This is a genomic window from Roseovarius sp. ZX-A-9 (assembly GCF_028369135.1).
Lineage (GTDB): Bacteria > Pseudomonadota > Alphaproteobacteria > Rhodobacterales > Rhodobacteraceae > Roseovarius.
In genome coordinates this window covers 1-24,785 of the sequence record NZ_JAPWHW010000023.1, presented here as the reverse complement: position 1 = coordinate 24,785, position 24,785 = coordinate 1, and the positions used below count along the sequence as shown (strand labels likewise).

Below are 24,785 nucleotides of genomic sequence, written 5' to 3'. Positions count from 1 at the left end.
GTGATGTCAGACAAAAGAACAAAGCAGCGCGGACTGGGGCGGGGCCTGTCGGCATTGATGTCCGACGTTACCGATCAACAGACGAGTTCCGACCGGGCACCAAAAGCCCCAGATATGATGGTTCCGATCGAGCGGATCAGCGCAAACCCGGATCAGCCGCGCCGACAGTTCGACAAGGATATGCTGGATGATCTGACCGCATCCATTCGGGAAAAAGGTATTATCCAACCGCTGATCGTGCGGCCGATGCCAGGGAAGACAGGCGATTTCCAAATCGTTGCGGGCGAACGTCGGTGGCGAGCCGCGCAGCAGGCGCAACTGCACCGTATCCCGGTGATTGTTCGTGACTTTGACGATACCGAAGTTCTGGAAATCGCGATCATCGAAAACATCCAGCGCGCGGATCTTAACCCAGTCGAAGAGGCGGCGGGGTATCAGCAACTTATGCAGAAATTCGGGCATACGCAGGAAAAACTGGCCGAGGCACTGGGCAAGAGCCGCAGCCATATCGCCAACACAATGCGCCTGATGCAGCTGCCCGAAGAGGTTCAGTCCTATGTCCGCAATGGTCAACTAACAGCTGGCCACGCACGAGCGCTGATTACCTCAGATGATCCGGTTGCGTTGGCGCAACGGGTCGTCAAGAAAGCACTATCGGTGCGGGAAACCGAGAAACTGGCGAAAACGGGGATTGATAATGTCTTTGCGCCGTCGGGCCAATCCAAGCGCAGTGCCAGGACAAGCGAGAAAGATGCAGATACTCGGGCGCTGGAAGGCGATCTGTCGGCGGCGTTGGGCATGAAAGTTTCGGTCAATCACACAAAGGGAGGCGAGGGCGGTCAGGTTTCGATTACCTATGAAAGCCTAGATGACCTCGACACGCTTTGCCGGGTTCTCAGCAGCGGCTGAGGCCAGTTAGCTCGTAAGCAATCGTTCGATGATCGCATTCAACACCATCCTGCCGCGCAGCGTTGTGCGCAGGCTGGTGTCTATGACCTCCACCAGACCCAATTCGGCGAGTTCCGAGATAGCGACCTCGCAGAGCGGCGCTCCACGCATTGCGGCGTAGCGGGTCAGATCAATTCCGTCCGTTAAACGCAGCCCCATCATCAGATATTCGTCCGCTTGCTCTTCTGGGGCCAGCGGTGTTTGCAGTTTGTCGGGTGCGCCGCGTTCGACCTCTCGCAGCCATTTATCAGGTTGCGACCAGGCTTCTGTCGCGTGACGACGCCCCGCCAGTGTCAGCCGGCCATGCGCGCCGGGGCCAATTCCGGCATAGTCGCCGGCCTGCCAATAAATAAGGTTATGCCGCGATTCAGAGCCAAGTTTGGCGTGATTAGAGACTTCATAGGCCGGCATACCGGCAGCGCCGCATATATCCTGCGTGGCCTCGAACATATCCGCTGCGGTGTCTTCAACGGGCAAGCCGCGTAGGGTGCCACGGGCAAAACGATCGCCAAAGGCAGTTCCCGGCTCGATCGTCAGTTGGTAGAGCGACAGGTGATCGATTGCCATCGTCAGCGCTGATGTCAACTCGGTGCGCCAATCATCCAGTGTCTGGTCCTGCCGGGCGTAGATCAGATCGAAACTGACCCGTTCAAAACAGTTTCTGGCGATGTCAAAAGCTGCGCGGGCCTCGGCAACCGTGTGGATCCGGCCCAGACGGCGCAGATCGGTGTCATTCAACGCCTGGATTCCCATCGAAACCCGGTTCACACCAGCCTGGGCGTAGGCGCGAAAACGGTCAGCTTCGACAGAGCCGGGATTGGCTTCGAGTGTGATCTCGATGTTATTGGCGGGCGTCCAGTGCTTTTGGACGCGTTCCAGAATGGCAGCGACAGTTTCGGGCGCTATCAGACTGGGTGTGCCGCCACCAAAGAAAACAGAGCGAAGGACGCGGCCGGGGGTTAGCGCGGCAATGCGGTCCAGTTCGGCTAAATAGGCTCTGCACCACCTTGATTGGTCGATTTCTCGGGCCACGTGGCTGTTGAAATCGCAGTAGGGGCACTTGGCCTCGCAGAATGGCCAATGGATGTAGAGGCCGAAGCCTCCGAGTTGCCAATCTTCAGTCAAAACAGCCTTGCACCAGTTTTGAGAAAGCATCGGCCCGGTGGCTCATGCGGTTTTTCTCCCAACGGTCCATTTCTGCGAAGGTGACGTCGTTGCCGGCAGGCTGAAAGATCGGGTCATAGCCATGACCCTTATTCCCGCGCATTGGCCAAACGATCTGGCCTTCTATGGTTCCGGGGAATACCTCTTCGTGCCCATCGGGCCAGGCAAGCACGAGGGTGCAGCAAAAACGCGCGGTCCAGGGTCTTGGGGCATTGCGCGCAAGGAGCATGTCATGAGCTCTGGTCATGGCCATGACGAAATCGCGCCCACTGGGCGTTTCGGCCCAATCGGCGGTATAGACCCCGGGGGCACCGTCCAGCCCGTCAATCTCGATGCCTGAATCGTCGGAGAGGGCGGGCAGGCCGGTGGCTTTGGCCGCAGCTTGCGCCTTGATCCGGGCGTTTCCGACAAAGCTGGTTTCGGTTTCTTCGGGCGCAGGCAGGTCGCGCTCGGCCGCGCCGACAACGGAAATACCGTAAGGACGTAACAGATGCGCGATTTCTTCGAGCTTGCCAGCGTTGTGGGTCGCAACAAGCAAGGTATCGCCGGTGAACTTACGCATTGACGGCTTTCAGTTGCGTCGCGACCAGCTGATCGACGCCTGCTTCGGCGAGATCGAGCAGTTGGTTCATTTGATCGCGGGAATAGGTCGACCCTTCGGCTGACATTTGTACTTCGATCAGACGTTTGGAGCCGGTCATGATGAAATTACCGTCAACGCCTGCTTCGCTGTCTTCGGGATAATCAAGGTCCAGCACCGGTTGACCGGCGTAAATCCCGCAGGAAATGGCAGCGACGGGGTCGGTCAATGGATCGCTGACCACTTCGCCGGCTTTCATCAATTTTTGCACGGCCAGTTTCAGGGCAACCCAGCCACCGGTGATCGCAGCGCAGCGTGTGCCGCCATCGGCCTGGATGACATCGCAATCTATGGTGATCTGACGCTCGCCCAGCGCTACACGGTCAACCCCTGCACGCAGTGAGCGGCCGATCAGGCGTTGAATCTCTACGGTTCGGCCCCCTTGCTTGCCAGCGGTCGCTTCGCGCCGCATGCGCGATGTGGTTGAGCGGGGCAGCATGCCATACTCTGCGGTCACCCAGCCAAGCCCTGACCCCTTGATAAAGGGCGGCACGCGGTCCTCGATCGTGGCGGTGCACAGCACATGCGTGTCACCCATGCGGATCAAACAGGATCCCTCCGCATGTTTCGTCACGCCTGTGTCGATTGAAATGCCGCGCATTTCATCTAAATTTCTTCCCGAAGGCCGCATTGTGTTGTCCTTTTCCGCTTTGGGCAGGAGATAGCGCGCGCGCGGCCAAGAGCCAACCCCGATTGACCTTTTGAGGCTTAGCGATTTAATGGCAGACCAGCAAAGGATTGGTGCTCAAATGGCCGACGGCAGAAAACTGCTGGAAGAAATGAATGAGCGCTCGCGCGAGGTGTTCCGCCGGGTGGTAGAGGGATACCTCGCCACCGGCACGCCCGTTGGTTCGCGCACACTGACCCGCGACATGAGTGAAAAAGTCAGTGCGGCGACGATCCGCAATGTCATGCAGGATCTCGAATACATGGGGCTCTTGGGTAGCCCGCATGTAAGCGCCGGGCGGATTCCAACTGAAGGCGGGCTGCGAATGTTCGTTGATGGCCTGCTTGAGGTCGGTGATCTGCAAACCTCTGACCGGCAGTTGATGGATGCGACCATGTCCAGCAATAGCCAGGATGTGAGCGGCGTTCTGGATCGGGTCGGTGCGGCGCTGTCGGGGGTGACTCAGGGGGCGTCACTGGTTCTGGCGCCCAAACATGAGGCTCCGATTAAACATATCGAGTTTGTCAGCCTTGGCCATGACCGGGCGCTTGTTGTTCTGGTTTTTGCCGATGGGCATGTAGAAAACAGGATTTTCACCCCGCCGCCCGGACAAACGCCCAGTTCGATGCGCGAAGCCACGAACTTTCTGAACGCGCTGATTGAAGGCCGCACGCTGTCCGATCTGCAGACCGTCATTTCGCGGCAGATCAACGAAAGACGTCAGGAAATAGACCAGCTCGCGCACGCGATGGTGGAAAGTGGGCTTGCTGTTTGGTCGGGCGAAGGGGATGGCGACGGCCCTGATCGCCTGATTGTGCGCGGACGGTCGAACCTGCTGGGGGCGGACGGATCCGAAGATGATCTGGAACGCATAAAAACCCTGTTTGACGACCTTGAAAGAAAGCGGGATATCGCCAGTTTTCTGGAACTCGCGGACGAGGGCGAGGGTGTGCGCATCTTTATCGGCTCAGAGAACAAACTTTTCTCACTTTCGGGTTCCTCTTTGGTGGTCTCTCCTTATATGAACGCTGATCGAAAGATTGTCGGAGCGGTCGGCGTCATCGGGCCCACACGCCTGAACTATGGACGGATCGTTCCGATTGTTGACTACACGGCGCAGCTTGTGGGCAAGTTGATCGCTGACAGAAGTTGAAGGGTACTAAAGATGGCCGGGCCAAAAAACGACGAGTTTCTCGACGATCTGGAACAGGTGGAAGCCGAGGAATACGAAGCTGCCAACGAGGAAATCTCTGATATCGACGTGGAGCTGGATATGCTCCGCAGCGAGCGGGATTCCTTGCAGGACAAATTCATGCGCGCGCTGGCGGATGCCGAAAACGTGCGCAAGCGCGCCGAGCGGGACCGTCGGGAAGCCGAGAACTATGGCGGGTCTAAGCTGGCTCGCGATCTGTTGCCCGTGTACGACAACATGAAACGCGCCCTCGATACCGTCAATGAAGATCAGAAAGCTGCTGCGCCCGGTCTGATCGAAGGGATCGAACTGACCATGCGCGAGCTGCTCAATGTTTTCGGTCGCCACGGTATCCAGATCGTTTCGCCCGAGATTGGCGACAGATTCGATCCGCAACAACACGAAGCTATGTTCGAAGCTCCACTGCCGGGAACCAATGCGGGCGACATCATTCAGGTGTCCACCGAGGGCTTCATGCTGCATGACCGCATCCTGCGCCCTGCGCAGGTCGGCGTATCGTCCATGAGGGGATAATGGCGCGCGCCGCCTTAGAGCGGCGCGAATCCGGCCATTTCACGTTCCAGTACCCAATTATCATTCTCGTAGACGCCGGGCAGGTGGCCAAGCTCAAATCGGTCATTGAGCCCGTGCATCTACATAATGAACAAGTCCATCTGGATATCAACGTCTCTCCTCTGGAGATTCGTCGTTGTCCTGATCCTCCAGCAACAGCTTGAGTTCGTAAACCAGATCCAACGCCTGGCGTGGTGTCAGGGTATCAGGTAGCACGGACCCAAGGCGCTCTTCGACTTTCGACGGCGCGGTCAAAGTAGGCGGCGGTGGGGCCGGGCGGGCCGAGAAGAGCGGCAGGTCGTCAATCAGGGTTTCTCGTGCTGTCCCGCCTTCGCGTTCGCCGCGCTCCAACGCATCCAGTACAATACGCGCCCGTTCGACCACAGCTGCTGGCAGGCCGGCAAGCTTGGCCACCTGCACCCCGTAAGAGCGATCGGCCGCACCACGCCGCACCTCGTGCAGAAAGATCACATCGCCTTCGTGTTCCTTGACGCTGACCGTGGCGTTCTCCACCCGATCCAACTTCTCGGTGAGGTTGGTCAATTCGTGGTAATGAGTGGCAAAGAGGGCGCGGCATCGATTTACTTCGTGCAGATGCTCCAAGGTGGCCCAGGCGATGCTGAGGCCGTCATATGTTGCCGTCCCGCGGCCGATTTCGTCGAGGATGACCAGCGCGGCGGGGTCTGCCTGATTCAGAATCGCGGCGGTTTCGACCATCTCAACCATGAAGGTTGAGCGACCGCGTGCCAGATCATCCGACGCGCCCACCCGGCTGAACAACTGGCTGACCACGCCAATATGGGCGGATTTTGCCGGAACGTAGCTGCCCATCTGGGCCAGCAGGGCGATCAGCGCGTTCTGCCGCAGAAAGGTGGATTTACCGGCCATGTTGGGTCCGGTCAGCAACCAGATGTCACTGTCATCCCCCAGATCGCAGTCATTGGCGATGAATGGTCCGCCTCCCTGATCACGCAGCGCCGCTTCCACCACTGGATGCCGGCCCCCCTCGATAGAAAGCGCGCGGCTTTCGTCGACCTGCGGGCGGCACCAGCTCTGTTCTGACGCGAGATCGGCAAGCGCGGTGCACAGATCCAGCTCGGACAACGCGCGCGCGGTCAGGGAAATCTCTGCGGATCGAGCGAGAATTTCAGATTTCAGACCGTCATAGAGCCGCTTCTCGATCTCAAGCGCACGGCCTCCGGCGTTCAGGATCCGGGTTTCCATTTCTGACAACGGGACGGTGGTAAATCGGACCTGATTGGCTGTTGTCTGGCGGTGCTTGAATATCTCGTTCAGCGGTGCCGACAGCATTTTTTCCGCATGGGTTGCGGTAACTTCGACAAAATAGCCAAGCACATTGTTGTGCTTGACCTTGAGCGAGGCGATGCCGGTTTCGCGCGCGTAATCCGCCTGCATCCCGGCAATCACGCCGCGCCCTTCGTCGCGAAGGCGACGGGCCTCGTCGAGTTCCTCATCATGGCCCGGCGCGATAAATCCGCCATCACGTGCCAGCAGAGGGGGTTCTGCCACAAGCGCCTGTTCCAGCAATTCCAGCAACGCATCATGGCCACGCAGATTGTCTGCCGCTTCGGCAATCAGGCTGGGCAGATCGGCTTCTGCCAGCATGGCGGCGATCGCTTCGGCCTGGTCAAGCGCATTGCGCACGGCGGCCAGATCGCGAGGGCCACCGCGATCAAGACCCAGGCGAGACACAGCACGATCCAGATCCGGAACCTTGCGCAATGCGTTGCGCAGAGCGGCGGACAATCGGCTCTGTTCCAGCGCGAAAGAGACTGATTCCAGACGATCATGGATCACATTCAGATTGCGCGACGGGCTGGACAGACGCCGTTCGAGCAGCCGTCCACCGCCTGCGGTCACCGTCCGGTCAATCGTGGCAAGCAGTGATCCCGCGCGGCCACCGGACAGCGCATGGGTCAATTCGAGGTTGCGGCGCGTTGCGGCGTCGATCTGCATCGCGCTGGCACGGTCCTCGCGTTGGGGCGGGCGCAGCAGGGGGAGTTTGCCCTTTTGCGTCAGTTCCAGGTATTCGACCAGCGCGCCCATGGCCGCCACTTCGGGCCGGGTGAAGCTGCCAAAGGCGTCCAGTGTGCCGACTCCGAAGAGGGCACAAAGGCGTTTCTGGGCACCCGAACTGTCAAAGGCAGCGCGCCCCAGAGATGTGAGTGCCGCGCCAATTTCAGAGACTGTTTCAGCCCATTGGGCCTCTGACCCATCTGCGGTGATCACTTCGGCAGGCCGCAGATGCGCCAGTTCCGGGGCAAAGTGCGCTGCCGCAAGCGGCATCACGTGAAAAGCGCCGGTCGAAATATCGGCCCATGCCAGCGCATGCGCTCCGCGCACCTCGGCAATCGCAGCAAGATAGTTGTGCCGACGCGCTTCCAACAGGCTTTCTTCGGTCAGCGTGCCGGGCGTGACAAGCCGGACAACACCGCGTTTCACCACCGATTTGGCGCCGCGCTTCTTGGCTTCGGCGGGGTTTTCCAACTGTTCGCAGACGGCCACGCGAAATCCCTTCCGGATAAGCGTCAGCAGATAACCTTCGGCGGCGTGAACCGGCACACCGCACATGGCGATGTCCTGACCCTGATGTTTGCCACGCTTCGTCAGCGCGATGTCCAGCGCCTCTGCGGCGAGGGCGGCATCGTCAAAAAACAGTTCATAGAAATCGCCCATCCGGTAGAACAGCAGCGCGTCCGGATACTCGGCCTTGATTTCAAGATATTGCGCCATCATCGGCGTTGCGGTCGGTGCAGCAGATGTCACGAAATCCCCCCAATCGCGTTTGCGGGACACTACAAAGCCATGCCACGCGGCGAAAGCCCAAAGCGTGTTCCAGTTGAGGCTGTTTGAAAGGCCCGTTAAGAAAGAGCAACCGTTTAGCAAGGATGTACCACGTCAATGGCCAACCCTAAATTCACTGATGAAGAGGCGCTGGCCTTTCACCTGGAACCGACGCCTGGCAAGTTCGAAATCACCGCGACGGTGCCGATGACCACGCAACGGGATCTGAGCCTGGCCTACAGCCCGGGCGTTGCGGTGCCCTGCCTGGCGATCGCCGAACATCCCGAATTGGCGTATGACTACACCAACAAGGGCAATCTGGTTGCGGTCATCTCGAACGGGACGGCAGTTCTGGGGCTGGGAAATCTCGGCGCGCTGGGATCGAAACCAGTGATGGAGGGCAAGGCGGTCCTGTTCAAGCGCTTCGCTGACGTCAACAGCATCGATATCGAGCTGGATACCGAAGACCCCGATGCGTTCTGTAATGCCGTGCGGCTGATGGGGCCGACTTTTGGCGGCATCAACCTCGAAGATATCAAGGCGCCGGAATGTTTCATCATCGAACAGCGCCTGAAGGAAGAGATGGATATCCCGGTCTTCCACGACGATCAGCACGGCACGGCGGTGATCTGTGCGGCGGGGTTGATCAATGCGTTGTACCTGTCGGGGAAGAAAATCGAGGATGTGCGGATTGTCCTCAATGGCGCGGGCGCGGCAGGGATCGCGTGTCTGGAACTTCTGAAGTCAATGGGCGCGCGCAATGAAAATTGCATCATGTGCGATACCAAAGGCGTGATCTACCAAGGCCGGACCGAAGGTATGAACCAGTGGAAATCTGCCCACGCCGTGCGCACCGAGTTGCGCACCCTGGATGATGCCATGAAGGATTGTGACGTATTCCTGGGAGTGTCGGCCAAAGGCGCGGTGACGCAGGATATGGTCGCGTCCATGGCGCCTGATCCCGTCATCTTTGCGATGGCGAATCCCGACCCGGAGATCACGCCCGAAGAAGCCCATGCGGTACGCGAAGATGCCATCGTTGCCACTGGGCGCAGCGATTATCCCAATCAGGTGAACAACGTTCTGGGCTTTCCCTACCTCTTTCGCGGTGCGCTGGATGTGCATGCCCGCGCGATCAATGACGAGATGAAGATTGCCTGTGCCGAGGCGCTGGCGAAACTGGCGCGCGAGGATGTGCCGGACGAAGTCGGGATGGCCTATGGCCGCAAGCTGAGTTTCGGGCGTGACTACATCATTCCCGCGCCCTTCGATCCGCGCCTGATCTACACCATCCCGCCCGCCGTGGCACGGGCCTGCATGGACACGGGTGCGGCGCGCCGGCCAATCGTCGACATGGACGCCTACGAGGTCACGCTCAAGACGCGGATGGATCCGACGGCGGCAATCATGCGGTCGATCAATGCGCGGGCGCGCAATGCGCAGGCGCGGATGATCTTTGCCGAAGGTGACGACCCGCGCGTTTTGCGCGCTGCTGTTCAGTACCAGCGCGCCGGCATGGGTAAAGCTCTGGTTGTCGGACGCGAGGCCGATGTGCGGGCCAAGCTGGAAGCGGCGGGCATGGGCGACGCAGTTTCCGAACTCAATGTTATCAACGCCGCGAATACTGAACATCTGGATGACTACCGGTCGTTCCTTTATGCCCGGTTGCAGCGTAAAGGGTATGACCGGCAAGATGCGCACAGGCTGGCGGCACGGGATCGGCATGTTTTCGCGGCCTTGATGCTGGCGCATGGGCATGGCGATGGCCTCGTAACCGGGGCGACCCGCAAATCGGCGCATGTGTTGGAACTGATCAACCATGTGTTTGACGCCGACGCCGAAGATGGGGCGGTGGGTGTCACCGCGCTAATGCACAAAAGTCGGATCGTTTTGGTGGCCGACACGCTGGTCCATGAATGGCCTGATGAAAACGATCTGGCCAACATTGCCGAAGGGTCGGTGCGCGTGGCGCGGCATCTGGGGCTGGAACCACGGGTGGCGTTCGTAAGCTTTTCGACCTTTGGTTATCCGCGGTCCGAGCGCGCGGAAAAGATGCACCTGGCGCCGAAGATCCTGGAGGCACGCGGCGTCGATTTCGAATTCGAGGGCGAGATGACCGTCGATGTGGCACTGAACACGACGGCGCAGGAGAATTATCCGTTCCAGCGGCTGACCGGCCCGGCGAATATTCTGGTGGTGCCCGCGCGGCATTCTGCTTCGATCTCGGTCAAGTTGATGCAGGAGATGGCGGGCGCAACCGTGATCGGGCCGATCCTGTCGGGCATCGATCAGTCGGTTCAGATCTGTTCGTCTACATCGACGTCGAACGACATTCTGAACATGGCCGTTCTGGCGGCGTGCAAAGTCGGGTGAATCCGCGCGTGGCTGCGGTGGGTTCAGGTATTTTTGGAAAGATGAAAGCGCAAGGTGGCGGTCTATAATCTGGGGTCAATCAATGCGGACAGGGTTTATCGGGTGCCGCATTTGCCGGCCCCGGGTGAAACCCTCGCGGCGGTCGAGTATTTCAGCGGGTTGGGCGGCAAGGGCGCAAATCAATCGGTTGCGGCGGCGCGTGCAGGGGCGCGGGTGGTGCATATAGGTGCGGTTGGCGGTGACGGCGGCTGGATGGTCGATCTGCTGGCGGGTGAGGGGATCGACACCGCGCATATCTGGTGCAGCGCCGAGCCATCGGGCCACGCGATCATCAACGTGGACGATGCAGGCGAAAACGCGATTGTCATATTTCCCGGCGCCAACCGGGCTTTGGTGGCGGAGCATGTCGTGGCGGGGCTGATCGACGCAGTGCCAGGCGACTGGCTGATGCTGCAGAACGAGACGAACTGTCAGGCTGAAGCGGCGCTGGTCGCGCGAAAGATGGGTATGAACGTGGCATATTCCGCTGCTCCGTTCGATGCCATGGCGGTACAGACGATGTTGCCGCTGATCAAGCTGCTGATCCTGAATGAAGTCGAGGCTACTCAGTTGGCCGGGGCACTGGGCACGGGGGTGCAAAATCTGCCAGTGCCGCGCACGATCATCACCAAGGGAGCCGCCGGGGCGGTCTGGCTGGAGCAGGGAAAGGCACCGGTCGAGGTGCCCGCGTTTAGCGTTCGCGTGATGGATACGACCGGGGCGGGTGATACCTTTGCCGGGTATGTCGTGGCGGGACTGGCCGGTGGGCTGCAGGTAACTGAGGTGCTGCGCCGGGCAGCCGCGGCAGCCGCCCTCATGGTGCAAAAGAAAGGGACCGCCGAAGCGATCCCCTTGCTGGACGAGGTGATGGCGTTTCTGAATCAGTGAGCTTTTGCAAAGGGCGCAGCGTCGCCCCAGAGGGCCTTTACCCGCACGTCACGGCCGCAAGCCTCGCGGTAACGTTTGTAGGCTTCTGACTGACGTTTGGGGCCGAACCGGGTCACAACCAGCTTCCTGCCCTTGTAGTAATCCTGATGGTAGGCCTCGGCTTTGTAGAAAGTTTGAAGCGGCAATACCGGCGTTACAATCTTTTGGCCCAGCGCCGCTTGCGCCTTGGTGATGGCGGTTTTCGCGGCGGCCGTGTCGCGCGGGCCGCTTGCAAAAATCGCGGTACGGTAGCTGTTTCCACGGTCGCAAAACTGGCCGCCGGCATCTGTCGGATCAACCGACCGCAGGAACATCGCCAGCAGGGTGTCGCGGCTGACGCGGGACGGATCAAACATGATCTGGACTGCTTCATAATGGCCGGTACCACCGCGAGTCACGTCCTTGTAGGTCGGATTTTTCACGGTGCCGCCGGTATAGCCCGAGATGACTTCGCTGACGCCCGGCACGGATTCGAAATCTGATTCGACGCACCAGAAACAGCCGCCTGCCACGGTCAGTACCTCAGTGCTTGCGGCGTGGGCGTGCTTGCCCTGTACCAGAAAGCCGATCACGATCAGCCCGCCCAGCAAAATGGTTTTTAACTTGGTCATTGCGTTTGTCATGCTGCCGGTCCTCCGTGGATTGTCTGGAGCATGACCCAAGTGATGGGTTCCGCCAATACGCCGAAACACGATGTCACGCGCAGGTGAAGGCAATTTACCAATGGCCTGCGCAATGCCTAGCCTTGGGCCGTCATCTGTAACATTTCGCCGGACCGCCCCCAGACGTGGGTGCTGTCTTGGCGACCGGCGCAAAGGGGTGATCCCATACCGGCGCCGCGCCCGATTGGTCAGAAAGGTCCGATGGGAGAGAGTTGCCCCTTTCCAAGGGCAACTCGCAAGAACTGAATGAGGCGCAAGCTTCTGTAAATCTTAGCTTTTCACCCGGCGATTCCGAGCCGCCAAAAGTTTCAACCGCAGCGCGTTCAACTGAATGAATCCCGCCGCGTCCTTCTGATCATAGGCACCTGCGTCTTCTTCGAAGGTGACGTGTGCTTCTGAATAAAGCGAGTGGTCAGACCAGCGGCCAACGCATGTGGCAGAACCCTTGTACAGTTTCAGCCGCACGGTCCCGGTGACATGTTCCTGGCTCTTGTCGATGGCGGCTTGCAGCATCTCGCGCTCTGGCGAGAACCAGAACCCATTATAGATCAGCTCTGCATACCGCGGCATCAGGGAATCCTTGAGATGGCCCGCACCTGAATCAAGCGTGATCTGCTCTATCCCGCGGTGCGCCTCTAGCAGAACGGTGCCGCCGGGTGTTTCGTAAATGCCGCGCGATTTCATCCCGACAAAGCGGTTTTCGACGAAATCGAGCCTGCCGATGCCGTGTTTGCCGCCCAGCTCGTTCAGGCGCGTCAGGATCGTCGCAGGGCTAAGTGCCTCGCCATTGATGCTGACCGCATCGCCGCGCTCAAAGCCGACCTCGATGAATTCGGGCGTATCCGGCGCATCCTCTGGCGCGACGGTGCGCTGATAGACGTAATCGGGCGCGGCTTCAGCCGGATCCTCCAGCACTTTGCCCTCAGACGAGGTGTGCAACAGGTTGGCGTCAACGCTGAAAGGTGCCTCGCCGCGTTTGTCCTTGGCGATAGGGATCTGGTTCTTTTCGGCGAAATCCAGCAGCCGGGAGCGGCTGGTCAGATCCCATTCACGCCAGGGCGCGATCACTTTGATATCAGGGTTCAGCGCATAGGCGGCCAGCTCGAAACGAACCTGATCGTTGCCTTTGCCGGTGGCCCCGTGGGCAACGGCATCTGCGCCGGTCATCGCTGCAATCTCGACCAGACGTTTCGAGATCAGCGGGCGGGCGATGGAGGTGCCCAGCAGGTAAAGTCCTTCGTAGAGCGCATTCGCGCGGAACATCGGAAACACGAAATCGCGCACGAATTCTTCGCGGACATCTTCGATGTGGATGTTCTCGGGTTTGATCCCCAGCATCAGCGCTTTTTCGCGGGCTGGTTCCAGCTCTTCCCCTTGGCCGAGGTCGGCGGTGAATGTCACCACCTCGCAGCCATATTCGGTCTGAAGCCATTTCAGGATGATCGAGGTATCAAGGCCGCCGGAATAGGCCAGCACAACTTTCTTGGGCGCGGACATCACATGTTTCCTTTGTCAGGGTCGCGCCGGGAGTTAGCCGTTTTTTCGCACAGGGGCAAGGGAAGCCCCGCTTGCCCTGAGCAGGTAACTATGGTCGAGATGTCGCGGGAAAACATGCGGAGCCAAGAGGAAATGACCGGGTTGAAAGTCATCGCCCATGCGCTGCGCATGGTCTGGCGAAACCGATACGAAGCGATACAGATCGGGCTGATTCCCGTGGCACTGATGATCGCTGCCTCGGCGGTCTTGCGTATGCATGAGGGGCCGCTGTGGTCGATGGCGCATGCGCAGTCGTTCGAACAGGTCGTTCTGGGTGCTTTCGCCAGCGAAGAAGCATTCATGCTGATGCTGGTCTGGGTCTTTGCCACGATATGGTTTTTTGTGAACTGGCACCGGTTCATCCTGCTGGGCGAATATCCCAAAGGCTGGCTGCCGCGGCTGCACCGCAACGAGGCGATTGCGTATCTCATCGCTTCGGCGCGACTCTTTGGCCTTGGCGCGGTTGTTCTGTTTGTGCTGATCTTTGTCACGGGCGTGTTGGGTGAGGCGCTGTTCAACCTATTCATATTCGGGGTCTTTGCGCTGGCTTTCTTGCTCTACCGAGTCAGTCCTGTCCTGCCCGCTGCGGCACTGGGGCAGAAGATGGGTTTCGGTGCGGCACTGCTGGCCACGCAAGGGGCAAGTCTGACAATCCTGCTGGTGATGGTATTCCGGTATGCGTCCAGTCGCCTGCTGGATACCGCTGTCGCCGGAGCGGCGGATATCAACGGCGGGTTGGGGTTGGGCGTCTTTATGGTACTTACTTTCGTGCTGAGCCTGATCAATGTCAGCATTCTGACCACGATCTATGGTCACTGGGTCGAAGGGCGCCCGCTGGACTGAGCGGACCGTATTCATTGGTATGCGTCGTCAGAGCCTCTTGCGCGGCTGCGGGGGATCGGGCAGGCATGGCGGCATGAATGATTTCAGACAAAACGCCCGCGCCGCCGAGGTCGCGATGCGCGCCGTATTCGACGCCACGCCGCTGCAACGCAACGAACATCTCAGCGAGCGGTATGATGCCAATATCCTGCTCAAGCGAGAGGACCTGACGCCGGTGCGGTCCTACAAGTTGCGCGGCGCGTTCAACGCCATGCGCAAGGTTCTGGATGCGGTGCCGGAGGGTGGTGCGGCGCCTACTTTTGTCTGCGCCAGTGCCGGCAACCACGCACAGGGCGTTGCCTTTATGTGCCGCCATTTCGGCGTCGAGGGCGTGATTTACATGCCGGTGACCACACCGCAGCAGAAAATCGGTAAGACCGAGACATTCGGCGCAGGCGCGGTGCGGATCGAGCTGACCGGCGATTATTTTGACATCACGCTGGCTGCCGCGCAGGCCTATTGCGCCGAGATTGGCGGGCATTTCCTGTCGCCCTTCGATGATGAGGACGTGATCGAAGGACAGGCGTCTGTTGCGGTCGAGATCGAGCGTGAGTTGGGTGGGATGCCCGATCATATCGTCATGCCGGTGGGCGGTGGTGGCCTGTCAGCAGGGGTGTGCAGCTATATCGGAAGCGGGTCCGAATTCACATTGGTCGAGCCCGAGGGCGGCGCGTGTCTTGGCGCGGCATTGCGTGCAGGCACCCCAGTGCGCTTGGATTACGTGAACAGCTTTGCCGATGGGGCTGCCGTGGCGCAGGTGGGTGCGCGCACTTTCGCGCGGCTGCGCCATCTGGATCCCGGGCAGGCGATCACCATCCCCGAGGACCGGCTGTGCACCACGATGATCGAGATGCTGAACATCGAAGGCATCGTGCTGGAACCCGCCGGTGCTCTGGCGGTCGACGCGCTGAAGGACATGCGCAACCGCATCCGGGGCAAGACGGTGGTTTGCGTGACGTCCGGCGGGAATTTCGATTTCGAGCGGTTGCCCGAGGTCAAGGAGCGTGCTCAACGTTATTCAGGGGTAAAGAAATATTTCATCCTGCGCATGCCGCAGCGACCCGGCGCGCTGAAGGATTTCCTAAATCTCCTGGGACCGGAGGATGATATTGCCCGGTTTGAATACCTCAAGAAGTCAGCGCGAAATTTTGGCTCGGTTCTGATCGGGATCGAAACCAAACGCGAAGAGAATTTCGAGCGCTTGCTGGCCGATCTGCGCGAAAGAGAGTTCGAGTTTCGCGACATCACCAATGATAATGTACTGGCCGAGTTTCTGATCTAAAGCCATTGCCGCCACTCAGACGCTGTTGAACCTGTCGAGCCCGTCCAGAAATGCAGCGCAGGATGCGCCAAATGAACCAAGGATCGCGTGCATGTCGATATGGTCAAACTGACCTTCGGATGCAGCGGATTCACCCGCTTGGCACAGGCCCGAAAATTGGCGGAACCCGAGGTTCAGCGCGCTGCCCTTGAGGAAATGCAGCTTGTCCTCCCATTCTTCGGGGGGCAGCCCGCGCGCAACACAGAAATTTCGGCCTCCACCTCTTCGAGAAACAGTTCGACCACTTCGTCGAAATCCTCGGCACCGATTTCACTGCGCAACTCCGCGACCCTGCTCCAGTCAATCATGGCATACCTGAACACTTTATCACCGCCCGAGCCTGACGCTCTTGGGGTTAACATGCGGTTACGCAGGCAGGGTCTGATGCTGATAAGGCGCGCGGCATTTTAACATTCACATCTTGTTAAGGTGCAACGGGCTATCGATGCTGAGCGGGGGCCAGAATGAGGGGTGAAATGTGCCACACGCACAACCATCGACCGAGCTGGCAGAGCCAGACCGCACTGCGATCCGGCGGGTTCTCGTGGTCGATGACAGCCGGCTGCAACGGCGGATATTGACCAGCTTACTCCGGAAATGGGGCTTTGATATAACTCAGGCAGCCTCCGGAGAGGAGGCGCTGGATATCTGCCGCGAGAGTCCTCCCGATCTGGTGCTGAGCGATTGGATGATGCCGGGCATGAACGGTCTGGAATTCTGCCGCCAGTTCAGAGCGATGACACGCGATTGCTACGGCTACTTCATCCTGCTGACATCCAAATCGGAAAAGGACGAGGTGGCTTTTGGTCTGGATGCGGGGCCTGACGATTTCCTGACCAAACCCGTGAATGCCGGCGAATTACGGGCGCGGATCGCCGCGGGAGAGCGTATTCTGCGGATCGAGCGCGAACTCGTCGAGAAGAACAGGTTGGTCGAATCGACCCTGTCCGAATTGCAGAGCGTATATGATCTGCTGGACAAGGATCTGAACGAAGCCAAGAAACTGCAACAATCGCTGGTCTCCGAGAGGTGCCGCGACTTTGGCCCTGCCGAAGTTTCGTTGCTGCTGCGTGCCAGCGGCCATGTGGGAGGCGATCTGGTGGGCATGTACCCGGTCAGCGCGACGCGTATCGGCCTCTACGGTATCGACGTATCGGGCCACGGGATCAGTTCTGCACTGATGACAGCGAGGCTGGCGGGGTATCTGTCAGCCACGAACCCATCACAGAACATCGCGCTGGAGGTTAACGCGCAGGGTGCCTACACGCCACGCCCCCCTGACGAAACAGTCGCGGCGCTCAATCGGCTGATCCTGAGCGAATTGGAGACAGAACACTATTTTACCCTGCTTCTGGCGGATGTGGATCTGGTCACGGGCCGGGTGCGGATGTGTCAGGCGGGCCATCTTTGCCCGGCGATCCAGCGCGCCGACGGCACGGTCGAGATGGTCGGCACCGGAGGGTTGCCTGTCGGCCTGATCCCGGAGGCCAGTTATGCTTCGTTTGACGTACAGCTTTATAGTGGTGATCGGCTGATTATCTATTCCGACGGGGTATCGGAATGTCACGATCCGCAAGGAAGGATGCTGGATGATGACGGGCTTGCGGGCATGCTGTGTGATCTGCGCCAGACACGCGGCATGGCCATGCTGGAGTCGCTGGTATGGAAGCTGACTGGTTTTGCCGGCAGCGACAATTTCGAGGATGACGTGTCTGCGGTGTTGTTGGAGGTCAAGCAGGTTCCGAACGTCAGCTGAGGCGTCAGGACCGGCCCCGCATTACAGGCAGTAGGTTTCGACAAACAGCCGATCACCTTCGTTGCCCAGCTCGGTTGCCGCCTGGTCCACGCTGATCACCATAGGGGTATGATCCGGTTCGGTCGGGTCGGAGACCTGCTGCACGGGCCGGGCGGTATAGATCGTGCAGATCTTTTCGGCCCAGAGATCGTATTCAGGCATGAATACGAACCGGCGGAACGCGCCCAACCGCCGCGGGGCCGCGATATGCCAGCCGGTTTCCTCGAACACCTCGCGGTGAAGCGCCTGAAGGGGTGATTCGCCCGGGTCGATCCCGCCGCCGGGCAGTTGAAGTTCGGGCCCGGGATCGGTCTGGAGCGTGACCAGCAGGCCGCGCCGCAGCGGCAGGATCGCGTAAACCCCCGGTCGCAGACGATAACGGATGCTGGGGTCGGGTGCGGCGCCGACACGTCTGATCATGGTTTGCTGCCCCCTTGGACCCTGCCTTGAACCTGCCTATATCTTCACGATATGCCAAGCCTTGGCAAATAAGGAAACCCCATGACTTTTGCGGAAAAACTCGCCTGGGACGACACGGTGTTGCCGTTCCAACTCGACCAATCGGATATTCGCGGCCGTGTTGCGCGGCTTGATGGGGTGCTGGACGGCATCTTGAAACAGCATGATTATCCGCCAGTGGTTGAGGCGCTGGTGGCTGAAATGGCCCTGCTGACGGCGCTGATTGGTCAGACGATCAAGCTGCGCTGGAAGCTGTCGCTACAGGTGCAATCCAAGGGCGCAGTGCGGATGATCGCAACTGATTACTACGGTCCCGGTGCAGAGGGCGAGCCGGCGCGCATCCGCGCCTATGCCAGCTATGACGCTGAGCGCCTGACAGATGGCACGCCATTTGATCAGGTGGGCGACGGGTATTTTGCCGTTCTGCTGGATCAGGGCAAGGGGACCGAACCCTATAAGGGGATAACGCCTCTGGCCGGTGGCAGCCTGCGCGCCTGCGCCGAGGCATATTTTGCCCAGTCAGAGCAGTTGCCGACCCGTTTCTCGCTCAGTTTCGGGCGTTCGACAGAACCGGGTGGAGAGGAGCGCTGGCGCGCGGGCGGCGTGATGCTGCAACATATGCCGCCGGCGTCGCCATTTGCCAAGGATGGCGGGTCGGGGATCGACGGCCTGCTGGAAGCGGCTGATATCCTTAGCGAGGAAGAGGGTGAAAACTGGAGCCGGGTCAACATCCTGCTCGATACCGTCGAGGAACTGGAGCTGATCGGCCCATCTGTGCCGCCCACCGATCTTCTGGTGCGGCTCTTTCACGAAGAGGGGCCGCGCGTGTTCGATGCACAGTCGGTGCGGTTTGGCTGTAGCTGCTCGGAAGATCGTGTACGCCAGAGCCTGTCGATCTATTCTGCCCGCGATATTGAAAAGATGACAACTGATGAGGGGCGCGTGACCGCCGATTGCCAGTTCTGCGGCGCGCATTACGATATGGACCCTCAAACGCTGGGCTTTGATGCGAAGAGCGGTGTAGGCGATGACGCATGATCCGCTGGGCTTGGTGCGTGCCGCACTGGAAAATCCAGCGGGGGCATCGTCGGATTTCGACCTGAACCCGGAAACAGTGCTGCCCGAGGGGCGCCGCCTGCGCCCTGCCGGGGTTCTGGTGCCTATCGTGATGGGCCGCGATGAGCCGCGGGTGATCCTGACCAAGCGATCCTCGGCGCTGAAACATCATCCGGGGCAGATTGCCTTTCCGGGGGGCAAGCAAGACCCGGGCGACGCGGATGTGATCGCCGCGGCACTGCGCGAAGCAAATGAGGAAATCGGCCTCGACCCGGCGTTGGTAGAGGTGATGGGCATGATGCCGGTGCACGAGACGGTGACCGGGTTTCGGATCACGCCGGTGATCGGTCGCCTGACGCGACCGTTTCAGCCGGTTCCCGAGGCGGGCGAGGTGGACGAGGTTTTCGATGTGCCGCTGTCGCACCTGATGACACCCGCCAATTACCGGATAGAGGCGCGGTATTGGCGTGGCTCGCTGCGGCGCTACTACACGGTTCCCTTTGGTCCCTATTACATCTGGGGCGCGACTGCGCGCATCCTGCGCAGCATTGCTGACATGGCAGAACGATCATGAAGATTACCGGCGATTGGTTGAATGCGCCGCATCTGCAGTCTGTATTTTCATTGATCGCAGAAGGTGGGCATGCGGCCTATCTGGTGGGCGGCGCGGTACGAGACGCGGTACTTGGCCGCCCGGTGGGTGACCTCGATCTGGCGACGGATGCCACACCGCAGCAGGTGATCGCGCTGGCCAAGGCCGCTGGCGTGCGCTGCGTGCCGACAGGGCTGGACCACGGCACCGTGACGCTTGTGGTGGACGGCAAGCCACATGAAGTCACCAGCTTTCGCCGCGATGTCGAAACCGACGGGCGGCACGCGCGGGTTGCCTTTACCGATGACATGGCAGAGGACGCGCGCCGCCGTGATTTCACGATGAATGCGCTTTATGCTGCTGCAGACGGGACGGTGATCGACCCGTTGGGTGGCTTGACCGATGCGCGCGCCGGGCGCGTGCGGTTCGTCGAGGACCCAGAGCGGCGCATTCGTGAAGATTATCTGCGCATCCTGCGATTTTTCCGGTTCTTTGCCTGGTTTGGCGGCGAGGCCGGGATCGACCCCGACGGGTTGGCGGCGGCGGCGCGGTATCAGGACGGGCTGGACGGGATCGCCCGGGAACGGATCGGCCAGGAGATGCGCAAGCTGTTGGCCGCTCCTGATCCTGCGCAGGCTATCGCGGCGATGCGGCAGAGCGGGATCTTATCGCGCATTCTGCCGGGCAGTGACGACAGCGCGCTGGGGCCTTTGGTGCATCACGAGGCAGCGCATCAGATCGCTCCGGATCCGATCCGGCGACTCGCTGCGCTGGGCGGTGCTGACGCGCCCGACCGGCTGCGCCTAAGCAACGCCGAGGCAGCGCGGCTGGATGTATTACGGCAGGCGGTGGGCAGCGCTGAAGCCCCCGGCGCACTGGGCTATCGGCATGGTTTTGATACCGCGCGTGATATTCTGCTGCTGCGAGCGGCATTGTTGGAAAGCCCTCTTTCAGCGGATGCGCTAGAGTTGGCAGCTACCGGGGCTGAGGCAACCTTTCCGATCAGGGCCGCTGATCTGATGCCCGCGCTCACCGGCCCGGCGCTCGGGGCTGCATTAAAGGCATTGCAGGCGCGCTGGGTCGCGTCGGGATTTTCCCTGAGCCGCGATGAATTGTTGAAGGACGTGCAAAAATGAACCGACATACAATCTTGCGCCTTGGCCATCAGGGCGATGGCATCGCCGAGGGGCCGGTTTTTGCACCGCTGACATTGCCGGGTGAAGTGGTCACAGGGGCGCTGAACGGCACCCGCCTGTCCGACATTCGGATAGAGGAACCGGCCGATATCCGGGTCAAACCGCCCTGCCGACATTTCAAATCCTGCGGTGGGTGCCAGCTTCAGCACGCTTCGGACGCCTTTTTGGCGGAATGGAAAACCGACATCGTGCGCAGTGCGCTGGCAGCCCATGACCTGAGCGCCGATTTTGCGCCCATCGCCATATCGCCACCACAGGCGCGCCGGCGTGCAACGCTGACCGCCCGGCGCACGAAAAAGGCCGCGATGGCGGGGTTTCACGCCAAGGGCTCGGATGTGATCGTGGAAATCCCGGATTGCCAGCTGTTGCATCCCGACCTGATGCGCGCGATCCCGGCGGCAGAGGCGCTGGCGCTGCACTGTGCCAGCCGCAAGGGTACACTGAGCGTTGCCGCATGCTTGTCGGTTGGCGGGCTTGATCTGCATGTGACGGGTGGCAAGCCACTGGATGGACCGCTGCGCATCGAGCTGGCGCAACTGGCCGAGGCGCATGATCTGGCGCGACTCAGTTGGGAAGACGAGACGGTGGCGCAGCGGCGCACGCCCGATCAGGTCTTTGGTGCCGCGCATGTAATACCACCCCCCGGCGCATTCCTTCAGGCGACCGCAGAGGGTGAGGCCGCATTGCTGGCCGATGTGATGGCGAACACGGCGGGCGCGACACGCATCGTCGATCTTTTCGCCGGGTGCGGCACGTTCACGTTGCCGCTGGCGGGCGGTGCGCGGGTGCATGCGGTCGAGGGCGACGCGGCGATGATCCACGCGCTCGAGGCAGGCTGGCGCAAGGCGCAGGGTCTGAAACAGGTCACAGCCGAGGCGCGCGATCTCTTTCGCCGGCCGTTGCTACCAGACGAGTTGGCGCAGTTCGACGCGGCCGTACTTGATCCGCCGCGCGCGGGTGCCGAGGCACAGGTAGCTGAACTGGCCCGCGCACAGGTGGCGCGCATCGCCTATGTGTCGTGCAATCCGCTTACCTTTGCGCGTGACGCGGCCACGCTGGTGGCGGCGGGATATGCTCTGGGCCGGGTGCGGGTGGTTGATCAGTTCCGCTGGTCGGCTCATATCGAGCTGGTCGCGGATTTCACGTTGAATTCCAAGTAAGCAGGCAAAATCCCCCTATCTGACACCCCCATAACCAAGCTATGCTGCACCCGAGGCATAAAACGGGTGGAAAACCATGCGAATATTGAAATTCATCGCGCTTGCGCTGGTGGTCGTCGGCCTTTCGGGCTGTTCGTCGAAATTCAAGACATATGACGGCCCAGAGGTCACCCATGTCGTGGTGAACAAGGGCGCGCGCAAGATGTATCTGCTACACCACGACAAGGTGCTGGAGAGCTACAAGTTCGATTTGGGGTTCGCGCCCGTTGGGCATAAGACCGAGCGCGGAGATGGCAAGACGCCGGAAGGGACATACGTGATCGACCGGCGCAATCCGAATAGTGATTTTCACCTGTCCCTCGGGATTTCCTATCCCAATGCTGCGGATCGCGCGCAGGCGCGCGCACGGGGCAAGAACCCTGGTGGCGACATTTTCATCCACGGACGACCGAACAAGAAGAAGGGCACCGGCCCTGACTGGACCGCTGGATGCATTTCGGTGAAAGATCGCGAGATTGAATGGATCTACGCCATGGTGCGGAACGGGACGCCCATCACCATTAACCCGTGAGGCCCGAATGCGCGCGGCAGCTAGAAGATAGGTCTGGCTGCCGGATTGTGTGCTTTAGCTGGATACGCTGGTAGGCTGCTTTCCCGGACAGGCTTAGTTGCCCATCACCATCGTCCACCAGATCTTGCCATTGTCCTCCTGAAGCCAGGAAAAGCCCATTCTGCGGGCCTCAGGCGACAGGATCACGCCACGCGTGTTCGCTTGATCCATCCAGGCGGCGAGCGTTTCCAGCTCGGTCTCGTAGGTTTCGGAGATGTTCTCGCCGACCAGTTCGCCCTCATAGCCAACGCGGCGGACCCGATCGATCGGCGAAGACCCGTCAGAGCCGAAATGCCAGGGACGATTCTGCACCGACATGTCGCGCGAATGGGTCGCGGCGGCGGCATTGAGCTTGGCATCGAGTACGACCGGCGGTTGCCCGGCTGCCTCGCGAAGCGCATTGACCGAATCGAGAATGCGGAACTGAATGCGCGACGAATCACCTGCGCGTATCCGGTAGAGTTTGGGCAACGGTTTGCCGTCAGCGCCGAGCGTCGGTTTCTGTGGCGGGGGTGCCGCGCAGGCCCCGAGTGCCAGAACAGCCGACAATAGAATTACCAGAATACGCGCCATATGGTGGGTCCACCCCGTTGGTTTGTTTCGAAAAGCTCTACAATGCCCGACGTTGCGTTTCAAACCCACATGGCCGGAACTTTGCCGTGACACAATGGTTTGAATTGCGACTGCGACATTCGCGCCATATATCTACCCAATCTGATAAATTTACGACCCTTAGGAGACGAGCATGGCAATGAAATTCTCCAACAAACTGAATAGGCGTCATTTTTTGGCAGGCAGTGCCGCCATGATCGGGGCACCGGCTCTGGCTCAGGACGTTGACGGTGCCGGTACGGTCGAGATCGAGCGCGACGTAACAGAAGCAGTACGGCGCAATATTTCCAGTTTTCGGGCTCTGGACTGGCAGCCATATTTCTCGAACCTGAGAAACGGCGCGATTCTGGTCGATGTCGACAGCCGCGCGCTGCATTACTGGGACGAGGATGGTGTCACCTATAAACTCTACCCATCATCGGTGCCGCTGTCAGAAGATCTGACACGACGTGGACGTACCCAGGTGGTGCGCAAGGTCGAAGGCCCGGAATGGCGTCCGACGCCCAACATGCTCAAGCGCAACCCGGATTGGCCGAAATTCGTACCCGCCGGCCCGGATAATCCGTTGGGAACCCACGCACTTTACCTCAGCTGGACCTATTACCGCATCCACGGCACCCACGACACTCGCAAGATTGGCCGGCGGTCATCGAACGGGTGCATCGGGCTGTATAACCAACATATCGCAGAACTCTTCGGAATGGCCCGTGTTGGCACTCAGGTGTTGCTAATTTGACGAAATCAGGGCGATTTGTGTTGCCGGATCATAAAGTTGGGTTTGCATTCAGAGCAGATTGCTGATTAGAAAATTACTACGAGGTAAAAGTCTTGGGTGCTTGGCGTTGCGATGTGTGATGCCGGGCCAATATCTGGAGGATACTATGAAGAAACTCGTTCTCGCCGCTGCTCTGTCTGCTGCTGCTTCGACCGGCTTTGCCGGCAACTACGAAGAGCCCGTAATGGAAGCACCGGTTATCGTTGAAGAAGCACAAGCAAGCTCTTCGGCTGCAGGCATCTGGATTCCGCTGGTTCTGCTGGCGATTGTGGCTGCTGTGGTTGCCGCTGACTAAGTCAGACAACGTTTCTACAATGAAAAAGGCGGTGGGTTTCCACCGCCTTTTTCTGTTCTGAATACCCAGTAGCTACGCGATCCGGGCCGGCTGGCGTCAGTCTATCCAGTCCACTCTGAACAACTCTTATCCGTTTGATTTTGCTTGGATATGACGCGAATTTGTTAGGCAGGAATCGCAGGATTTCGTATTATCCGGGCAGGAACCCTGCAATTTCGAGCTATGATATGAAGCCGCGAAAGCCCCCTCCGGAACAAGACGATCTCCTGCGCGCCCGATTGGTTGAGATGATCGACATGCGCCACGAACTGGTGAAGCTGGAAACCCTGATTGACTGGGAGGTCTTCGAACGGGAATGGACCGAGCTCTTTCCTTCCCATACCGGTCGTCCCGCTACCTCTCCGCGTCTTGTGGCGGGGCTTCTGTATTTTCAGCATGCTTTCGCGCTCTCGGATGAGGCGGTCGTGGCGCGATGGGCCGAGAACCCGTATTGGCAGCATTTCTGC

The 24,785-nt window shown here is 60.0% G+C and carries 25 protein-coding genes; 16 read left to right on the top strand and 9 right to left on the bottom strand.

Annotated elements, in window-relative coordinates; genetic code table 11:
• Positions 1-3: 3 nt before the first annotated feature.
• Positions 4-909, top strand: a complete 906-nt coding sequence (locus tag O3306_RS18755) for a ParB/RepB/Spo0J family partition protein (protein ID WP_272010160.1) — start codon at positions 4-6, stop codon at positions 907-909.
• A 6-nt stretch (positions 910-915) separates the two neighbouring features.
• Here the strand turns inward: O3306_RS18755 and hemW are convergent, their stop codons facing one another.
• Genes hemW through rph form a run of 3 tightly spaced genes read right to left on the bottom strand, consistent with a single transcriptional unit; the run spans position 916 to position 3,383 of the window.
• Complete coding sequence (hemW, locus tag O3306_RS18750; protein WP_272010158.1) at positions 916-2,073, bottom strand: radical SAM family heme chaperone HemW; 1,158 nt, start codon at positions 2,071-2,073, stop codon at positions 916-918.
• Positions 2,066-2,674, bottom strand: a complete 609-nt coding sequence (gene rdgB / locus O3306_RS18745; protein WP_272010155.1) for an RdgB/HAM1 family non-canonical purine NTP pyrophosphatase — start codon at positions 2,672-2,674, stop codon at positions 2,066-2,068. The genes hemW and rdgB overlap by 8 nt, the downstream gene beginning before the upstream one ends.
• Positions 2,667-3,383, bottom strand: a complete 717-nt coding sequence (rph, locus tag O3306_RS18740; protein ID WP_272010153.1) for a ribonuclease PH — start codon at positions 3,381-3,383, stop codon at positions 2,667-2,669. The genes rdgB and rph overlap by 8 nt, the downstream gene beginning before the upstream one ends.
• A gap of 118 nt (positions 3,384-3,501) precedes the next feature.
• On the opposite strand from rph, the gene hrcA reads away from it, so the two are divergent.
• Positions 3,502-4,572 (top strand): heat-inducible transcriptional repressor HrcA, encoded by a 1,071-nt coding sequence (hrcA, locus tag O3306_RS18735; RefSeq protein ID WP_272010151.1) that lies wholly within the window; start codon positions 3,502-3,504, stop codon positions 4,570-4,572.
• 12 nt (positions 4,573-4,584) lie between these two features.
• Positions 4,585-5,145: a nucleotide exchange factor GrpE gene (locus O3306_RS18730; protein ID WP_272010149.1), complete on the top strand. Its 561-nt coding sequence runs from the start codon at positions 4,585-4,587 to the stop codon at positions 5,143-5,145.
• A 147-nt stretch (positions 5,146-5,292) separates the two neighbouring features.
• Here the strand turns inward: O3306_RS18730 and mutS are convergent, their stop codons facing one another.
• Positions 5,293-7,941 carry a DNA mismatch repair protein MutS gene (gene mutS / locus O3306_RS18725; protein ID WP_272010211.1) on the bottom strand — a complete coding sequence of 883 codons (2,649 nt, stop codon included), beginning with the start codon at positions 7,939-7,941 and terminating at the stop codon, positions 5,293-5,295.
• A gap of 165 nt (positions 7,942-8,106) precedes the next feature.
• Between mutS and O3306_RS18720 the strand changes: the two genes are divergently transcribed.
• Entirely contained in the window at positions 8,107-10,362 is a 2,256-nt protein-coding gene (locus O3306_RS18720; protein ID WP_272010147.1) for an NADP-dependent malic enzyme, read from the top strand.
• A 54-nt stretch (positions 10,363-10,416) separates the two neighbouring features.
• Positions 10,417-11,289: a ribokinase gene (locus O3306_RS18715; RefSeq protein ID WP_272010145.1), complete on the top strand. Its 873-nt coding sequence runs from the start codon at positions 10,417-10,419 to the stop codon at positions 11,287-11,289.
• On the opposite strand, the gene msrA is transcribed toward O3306_RS18715, so the two are convergent.
• Positions 11,283-11,939: a peptide-methionine (S)-S-oxide reductase MsrA gene (msrA, locus tag O3306_RS18710; protein WP_272010143.1), complete on the bottom strand. Its 657-nt coding sequence runs from the start codon at positions 11,937-11,939 to the stop codon at positions 11,283-11,285. The genes O3306_RS18715 and msrA overlap by 7 nt on opposite strands.
• A 321-nt stretch (positions 11,940-12,260) precedes the next feature.
• Positions 12,261-13,487: an argininosuccinate synthase gene (locus tag O3306_RS18705; RefSeq protein ID WP_272010141.1), complete on the bottom strand. Its 1,227-nt coding sequence runs from the start codon at positions 13,485-13,487 to the stop codon at positions 12,261-12,263.
• 132 nt (positions 13,488-13,619) lie between these two features.
• Between O3306_RS18705 and O3306_RS18700 the strand changes: the two genes are divergently transcribed.
• Positions 13,620-14,369, top strand: coding sequence for a hypothetical protein (locus tag O3306_RS18700; RefSeq protein WP_272010139.1), 750 nt, complete (start codon positions 13,620-13,622; stop codon positions 14,367-14,369).
• Between the two features lie 73 nt (positions 14,370-14,442).
• A complete protein-coding gene (gene ilvA, locus O3306_RS18695; RefSeq protein ID WP_272010137.1) occupies positions 14,443-15,690 on the top strand; it encodes a threonine ammonia-lyase IlvA in 1,248 nt (415 codons plus the stop codon).
• 173 nt (positions 15,691-15,863) lie between these two features.
• Here the strand turns inward: ilvA and O3306_RS22485 are convergent, their stop codons facing one another.
• On the bottom strand, positions 15,864-16,037 hold the full coding sequence (locus O3306_RS22485; RefSeq protein ID WP_442970022.1) for a hypothetical protein: 174 nt from the start codon (positions 16,035-16,037) through the stop codon (positions 15,864-15,866).
• Between the two features lie 170 nt (positions 16,038-16,207).
• Here O3306_RS22485 and O3306_RS18685 point away from each other — a divergent pair, with 170 nt between their 5' ends.
• Positions 16,208-17,485, top strand: coding sequence for a PP2C family protein-serine/threonine phosphatase (locus O3306_RS18685; RefSeq protein WP_272010135.1), 1,278 nt, complete (start codon positions 16,208-16,210; stop codon positions 17,483-17,485).
• A 21-nt stretch (positions 17,486-17,506) separates the two neighbouring features.
• On the opposite strand, the gene O3306_RS18680 is transcribed toward O3306_RS18685, so the two are convergent.
• Complete coding sequence (locus O3306_RS18680) at positions 17,507-17,944, bottom strand: NUDIX hydrolase (protein WP_272010134.1); 438 nt, start codon at positions 17,942-17,944, stop codon at positions 17,507-17,509.
• Positions 17,945-18,025: 81 nt separating this feature from the next.
• Here O3306_RS18680 and hslO point away from each other — a divergent pair, with 81 nt between their 5' ends.
• From hslO to O3306_RS18655, 5 genes are all read left to right on the top strand, one after another.
• Positions 18,026-19,021 (top strand): Hsp33 family molecular chaperone HslO, encoded by a 996-nt coding sequence (gene hslO, locus O3306_RS18675; protein WP_272010132.1) that lies wholly within the window; start codon positions 18,026-18,028, stop codon positions 19,019-19,021.
• Positions 19,011-19,613, top strand: coding sequence for a CoA pyrophosphatase (locus tag O3306_RS18670; RefSeq protein ID WP_272010130.1), 603 nt, complete (start codon positions 19,011-19,013; stop codon positions 19,611-19,613). The genes hslO and O3306_RS18670 overlap by 11 nt, the downstream gene beginning before the upstream one ends.
• A complete protein-coding gene (locus tag O3306_RS18665; RefSeq protein ID WP_272010129.1) occupies positions 19,610-20,767 on the top strand; it encodes a CCA tRNA nucleotidyltransferase in 1,158 nt (385 codons plus the stop codon). The genes O3306_RS18670 and O3306_RS18665 overlap by 4 nt, the downstream gene beginning before the upstream one ends.
• The gene (locus tag O3306_RS18660) at positions 20,764-21,987 is read left to right on the top strand and encodes a class I SAM-dependent RNA methyltransferase (protein WP_272010127.1); all 1,224 of its coding nucleotides are present in this window, start codon (positions 20,764-20,766) and stop codon (positions 21,985-21,987) included. The genes O3306_RS18665 and O3306_RS18660 overlap by 4 nt, the downstream gene beginning before the upstream one ends.
• Before the next feature lie 76 nt (positions 21,988-22,063).
• Positions 22,064-22,558 carry a L,D-transpeptidase family protein gene (locus O3306_RS18655; RefSeq protein WP_272010125.1) on the top strand — a complete coding sequence of 165 codons (495 nt, stop codon included), beginning with the start codon at positions 22,064-22,066 and terminating at the stop codon, positions 22,556-22,558.
• A gap of 93 nt (positions 22,559-22,651) precedes the next feature.
• On the opposite strand, the gene O3306_RS18650 is transcribed toward O3306_RS18655, so the two are convergent.
• Complete coding sequence (locus tag O3306_RS18650) at positions 22,652-23,170, bottom strand: CAP domain-containing protein (RefSeq protein WP_272010123.1); 519 nt, start codon at positions 23,168-23,170, stop codon at positions 22,652-22,654.
• 172 nt (positions 23,171-23,342) lie between these two features.
• Here O3306_RS18650 and O3306_RS18645 point away from each other — a divergent pair, with 172 nt between their 5' ends.
• From O3306_RS18645 to O3306_RS18635, 3 genes are all read left to right on the top strand, one after another.
• A complete protein-coding gene (locus tag O3306_RS18645; RefSeq protein WP_272010121.1) occupies positions 23,343-23,945 on the top strand; it encodes a L,D-transpeptidase family protein in 603 nt (200 codons plus the stop codon).
• A 145-nt stretch (positions 23,946-24,090) separates the two neighbouring features.
• Positions 24,091-24,279 (top strand): hypothetical protein, encoded by a 189-nt coding sequence (locus tag O3306_RS18640; protein WP_272010119.1) that lies wholly within the window; start codon positions 24,091-24,093, stop codon positions 24,277-24,279.
• Between the two features lie 227 nt (positions 24,280-24,506).
• The coding region (locus O3306_RS18635) for a transposase (protein ID WP_272010117.1) at positions 24,507-24,785 on the top strand (279 nt) is incomplete at its 3' end.

Coding starts and splice junctions, on each gene's coding strand:
- O3306_RS18670 (WP_272010130.1), top strand. CDS start 19,011: ATGACGCATGATCCGCTGGGCTTGGTGCGTGCCGCACTGGAAAATCCA.
- hslO (WP_272010132.1), top strand. CDS start 18,026: ATGACTTTTGCGGAAAAACTCGCCTGGGACGACACGGTGTTGCCGTTC.
- O3306_RS18660 (WP_272010127.1), top strand. CDS start 20,764: ATGAACCGACATACAATCTTGCGCCTTGGCCATCAGGGCGATGGCATC.
- O3306_RS22485 (WP_442970022.1), bottom strand. CDS start 16,037: ATGATTGACTGGAGCAGGGTCGCGGAGTTGCGCAGTGAAATCGGTGCC.
- O3306_RS18650 (WP_272010123.1), bottom strand. CDS start 23,170: ATGGCGCGTATTCTGGTAATTCTATTGTCGGCTGTTCTGGCACTCGGG.
- O3306_RS18705 (WP_272010141.1), bottom strand. CDS start 13,487: ATGTCCGCGCCCAAGAAAGTTGTGCTGGCCTATTCCGGCGGCCTTGAT.
- O3306_RS18755 (WP_272010160.1), top strand. CDS start 4: ATGTCAGACAAAAGAACAAAGCAGCGCGGACTGGGGCGGGGCCTGTCG.
- O3306_RS18655 (WP_272010125.1), top strand. CDS start 22,064: ATGCGAATATTGAAATTCATCGCGCTTGCGCTGGTGGTCGTCGGCCTT.
- rdgB (WP_272010155.1), bottom strand. CDS start 2,674: ATGCGTAAGTTCACCGGCGATACCTTGCTTGTTGCGACCCACAACGCT.
- O3306_RS18730 (WP_272010149.1), top strand. CDS start 4,585: ATGGCCGGGCCAAAAAACGACGAGTTTCTCGACGATCTGGAACAGGTG.
- msrA (WP_272010143.1), bottom strand. CDS start 11,939: ATGACCAAGTTAAAAACCATTTTGCTGGGCGGGCTGATCGTGATCGGC.
- O3306_RS18665 (WP_272010129.1), top strand. CDS start 19,610: ATGAAGATTACCGGCGATTGGTTGAATGCGCCGCATCTGCAGTCTGTA.
- rph (WP_272010153.1), bottom strand. CDS start 3,383: ATGCGGCCTTCGGGAAGAAATTTAGATGAAATGCGCGGCATTTCAATC.
- ilvA (WP_272010137.1), top strand. CDS start 14,443: ATGAATGATTTCAGACAAAACGCCCGCGCCGCCGAGGTCGCGATGCGC.
- O3306_RS18645 (WP_272010121.1), top strand. CDS start 23,343: ATGGCAATGAAATTCTCCAACAAACTGAATAGGCGTCATTTTTTGGCA.
- O3306_RS18640 (WP_272010119.1), top strand. CDS start 24,091: ATGAAGAAACTCGTTCTCGCCGCTGCTCTGTCTGCTGCTGCTTCGACC.
- hrcA (WP_272010151.1), top strand. CDS start 3,502: ATGGCCGACGGCAGAAAACTGCTGGAAGAAATGAATGAGCGCTCGCGC.
- mutS (WP_272010211.1), bottom strand. CDS start 7,941: ATGATGGCGCAATATCTTGAAATCAAGGCCGAGTATCCGGACGCGCTG.
- O3306_RS18680 (WP_272010134.1), bottom strand. CDS start 17,944: ATGATCAGACGTGTCGGCGCCGCACCCGACCCCAGCATCCGTTATCGT.
- O3306_RS18720 (WP_272010147.1), top strand. CDS start 8,107: ATGGCCAACCCTAAATTCACTGATGAAGAGGCGCTGGCCTTTCACCTG.
- O3306_RS18700 (WP_272010139.1), top strand. CDS start 13,620: ATGACCGGGTTGAAAGTCATCGCCCATGCGCTGCGCATGGTCTGGCGA.